Source organism: Chitinophaga sp. (assembly GCF_036566945.1).
Classification (GTDB): Bacteria; Bacteroidota; Bacteroidia; order Chitinophagales; family Chitinophagaceae; genus Chitinophaga.
In genome coordinates, this window is the sequence record NZ_DATCVJ010000758.1 from 1 (window position 1) to 3,548 (window position 3,548).

Annotated in this window: 3 protein-coding genes; 1 reads left to right on the top strand and 2 read right to left on the bottom strand. The window is 46.4% G+C overall.

The annotated features are described in order from the left end of the window. The first annotated feature begins 70 nt into the window (after positions 1-70). The gene (locus VIP81_RS22795) at positions 71-565 is read left to right on the top strand and encodes a DUF2911 domain-containing protein (protein ID WP_331966828.1); all 495 of its coding nucleotides are present in this window, start codon (positions 71-73) and stop codon (positions 563-565) included. A gap of 73 nt (positions 566-638) precedes the next feature. Here the strand turns inward: VIP81_RS22795 and bioA are convergent, their stop codons facing one another. Next, positions 639-1,916, bottom strand: a complete 1,278-nt coding sequence (gene bioA / locus VIP81_RS22800) for an adenosylmethionine--8-amino-7-oxononanoate transaminase (RefSeq protein WP_331966830.1) — start codon at positions 1,914-1,916, stop codon at positions 639-641. Between the two features lie 186 nt (positions 1,917-2,102). Next, a partial coding sequence (locus VIP81_RS22805) for an ATP-binding protein (protein WP_331966832.1) occupies positions 2,103-3,548 on the bottom strand: 1,446 nt, incomplete at its 5' end.

Consider the following 3,548-nt stretch of genomic DNA (forward strand, 5'->3'; position numbering starts at 1 on the left):
ACCGGATTTTATGGTTTAAATTGTTATGCTTTCTTGAAACATTCTTCTTATTCCAGAAAAAACTAAAAAAATGAAACATTTCTTTTTGGCAACCTTATTTTTGGCCGTTACCAGCCTCGTTTTTGCACAGGAAAAGCCACGTAAGAGCCCACACGTTACAACAGAAGCCAACGGTATTAAAGTAGTTTACGGACAACCGTCCAAAAATGGCCGTGTAATTTTTGGTACCCTGGAACCATTTGGTAAAGTGTGGCGTACCGGTGCGGACGAAGCTACCCAGATCACCTTCAGCAAAGATGTTGTTTTTGGTGGTAAACCTGTAAAAGCAGGCACTTACACTTTGTTCTCCATTCCTGATCCTAAAACCTGGACAGTTATCCTCAACGGTAAACTGGGACAATGGGGTGCATATGATTACGAAAAAAATAAAGGCGAAGACGTGGTATCCGTGAAAGTAAAACGCGAAACACTGTCTACGCCGGCAGAAAAGCTCACTTTCACATTACCGGGTAATGCGGTAGTATTTGAGTGGGATGATACTAAAGTTGCTGTACCGGTAAAATAATATCGGGAGAAGTATTTGAAAGCGGCCGGTGCTGATGATTTATACAAATCATCAGCGCCGGCCGCTTTTTATGTTAGATGGTTTGCAGCAGTTCCCGGATGCTTTCATATACCTGGTCCAGCTGTTCGTTGGTGATGCAGTAGGGCGGCAGTATATAAAGGGTATTGCCCAAAGGGCGCAGCATGATTCGTTTTTCCCGGAAGAAACGATGCAGGTGGTCTGCCAAAGTATTCGTGTATCCATCTGCGTTAGATGTTATTATTTCAAACGCCAGAATAGTACCCAGCAGTCTGGGGTTTTTTATAACGGAAAACGCCTGTAATTCGGTTAAGAAAGCGCTGTGTTTTTCGTGTATACGTTGCCGGTTGATAGCACATGCCGGGTCGGTGAAAAGATCCATGCTGGCCAGCGCAGCGGTACAGGCCAGCGGGTTGGCGGTGAACGAGTGGCCGTGGAACAACGTTTTTAGCTTGTCGTTCGACAGGAATGCTTCGTATACAGCGGCAGTACTGGTGGTAACACCCAATGCCATGGTGCCGCCCGTAAGTCCTTTGGAGAGGCATATTATATCCGGTTGCGTATGTACATATTCCATCGCGAAATTTTTCCCGGTTCTGCCAAAGCCTGTCATCACTTCATCGGCGATGAGTAAAATATTTTTGGAAGCGCAATACTGCAGTAGGTGTTCAAAGGCGCTGGCATCGTACATGATCATGCCACCAGAGCCTTGCAGCAGGGGTTCAAAAACGAAGGCGGCTATATCTTCCGGCTGCAGTGCTGTGATGATATTTATTATTTGGGAGATGTTTTCCGCGGTGGGGACATCCAGGAAATGAACGTCAAACAAAAGGTCATCAAACACGCGGGTGAATACACTTCTGCTGCTCACGCTCATGGCGCCGAAAGTATCGCCATGATAGGCATTTTTAAAAGCCAGTATTTTATGTTTGCGGGTGCCTTTATTATCCCAGTATTGTATTGCCATTTTCAGGGCTACTTCAATGGCAGTAGAGCCGTTGTCGGAATAAAAAACGCGGCGTTGATTATCCGGCAGGATCTGGAGCAGTCGTTCTGCCAGGTTAACGGCGGGCGGATGGGTATAACCGGCAAAGATGCAATGTTCCAGTTGCATTGCCTGGGCAGCCAGTTGTTGTGCAATGTGCGGATGTGCATGTCCATGTATATTTACCCACCAGCTGGAAGTGGCGTCTATGTATTCGTTGTTATGTTCATCGAAAAGCAGGGCGCCCTGTCCGCGTACAATGCCAATGGGCGCGGGAGCCGTTTGCATTTGAGTATATGGGTGCCAGATCACGTCGAGGTCGCGGGCCGACAAAGAAGATGTTTGCATAATTGTTGGCTTTTGTGCAGGCGCGAAGATAGTTGTAAAAAAGCGGAAGGCAGAAGGCAAAAAGCAAAAAGCCATTGAAGCGATTGCCCAACGGGAATGAACTAACCGGTTGGGCCGATGTATTAAAGTATGATCCGCTGTGATTATTCGCTTTAATAGCTTTTTGCTTTCTCCCTTCTGCTTTCCTCAATAGCTTTTTGCTTTCTGCTTTCTGCCTTCCGCTTCCTCCAGCATCTGCAGCAAATCTTCCGCCGCATATGGTTTTGGCAGCATATCCTTTACATTTAATTTATGGAGCCGTTCTTTTACTTCGGGCATAATATCGGCGGTGAGTACAATAATGAAAGCATTGGGCTGCAGATGCTGAATATATGGGATGGTTTCATACCCATTCATTTCGGGCATATGCAGGTCGAGGATAATGCCATCAAAGGATTGGTGCTGCATTTTCTCCAGGGCCTGGCGGCCATTACAAGCAGTGACGATCGTAGCGCCAGAATTTTTTAGTTGTAATCCAATGATGCGGATGTTGATGGCATTGTCTTCCACTACCAGCAGGCTGATACCATCGAGGAAGCCGGGGGCTTGTTTCTCTTTTTGACGGAATTGATTGACTGCATTTTCCGGTATGGCAAAGTTGATATCAAAGCGGAAGGTGGTGCCTTCATTTTTCCGGCTCTCCAGGGTGATATTGCTGTTGTGGAGGTTAACCAGTTTTTTAGTAATCGCCAGGCCAAGGCCTGTACCGCCATGATGGCGTGTGGTGGCAGAATCTTCCTGTACAAAAGTTTCAAATATTTTATCCTGCATTTCCGGTACTATGCCTATCCCGGTATCTTTTACCATAAAGGAAATCTGGCAGGTATCGGCTACAACGCTTTCCTGTTGTACAGCTACGGTAACACTGCCCTCTTGGGTGAATTTAATGGCATTGCTAAGCAGGTTATTAATGATTTGTGATAGCCGCACCGGATCGCCGGTAATGTTTGCCGGCAGGCTTTTATCGATACTGGTGTGCAGTTCAATGCCTTTGGCTTTTACCAGTGGCTGGTAATTATTGGTAATGCCCTGTATCAGGAGGGCCGGATCGAAAGCTGTTTTTTCCAGTTCAATCTTACCCGCCTCCATTTTGCTGAAGTCGAGAATATCATTGATCAATCCCAGCAGGTGGCCGGCAGAGAATTGCAGGCTGTGAATCATTGCTGCATGTTCTGTTACCGGACTTTCTTCCAGGATACCGGCAATGCCAATGATGGCATTTAAAGGCGTACGAATTTCATGGCTCATAACGGATAAGAATTCACTTCTTGATTGTGCTGCTTTTTGTGCGCTGTCCCTGGCATTGGTGAGTGCCAGTTCTGTATCTTTTTTATCGGTGATATCCATGATGATACCACGGAAATGTGTAAGATGGCCGCTGTTACTAAATACAGGCCTGCCTACGGTACGTACCCATGTTTTTTTTCCTTTGGCAGAAATATGCCGCAGTTCCAGGTCAAAGGGGGTATTATTTTTGAAGAGGTGATCCCGTGCGGCTTCAAAAACCGGCTGATCATCCGGATGATAGAAGCTGGCAGCTGCATGAAAGGTAATGTTGAAGTCGGAGGGTACTTCTCTTAACGCATACACTTC

Coding starts and splice junctions, on each gene's coding strand:
- VIP81_RS22795 (WP_331966828.1), top strand. CDS start 71: ATGAAACATTTCTTTTTGGCAACCTTATTTTTGGCCGTTACCAGCCTC.
- bioA (WP_331966830.1), bottom strand. CDS start 1,916: ATGCAAACATCTTCTTTGTCGGCCCGCGACCTCGACGTGATCTGGCAC.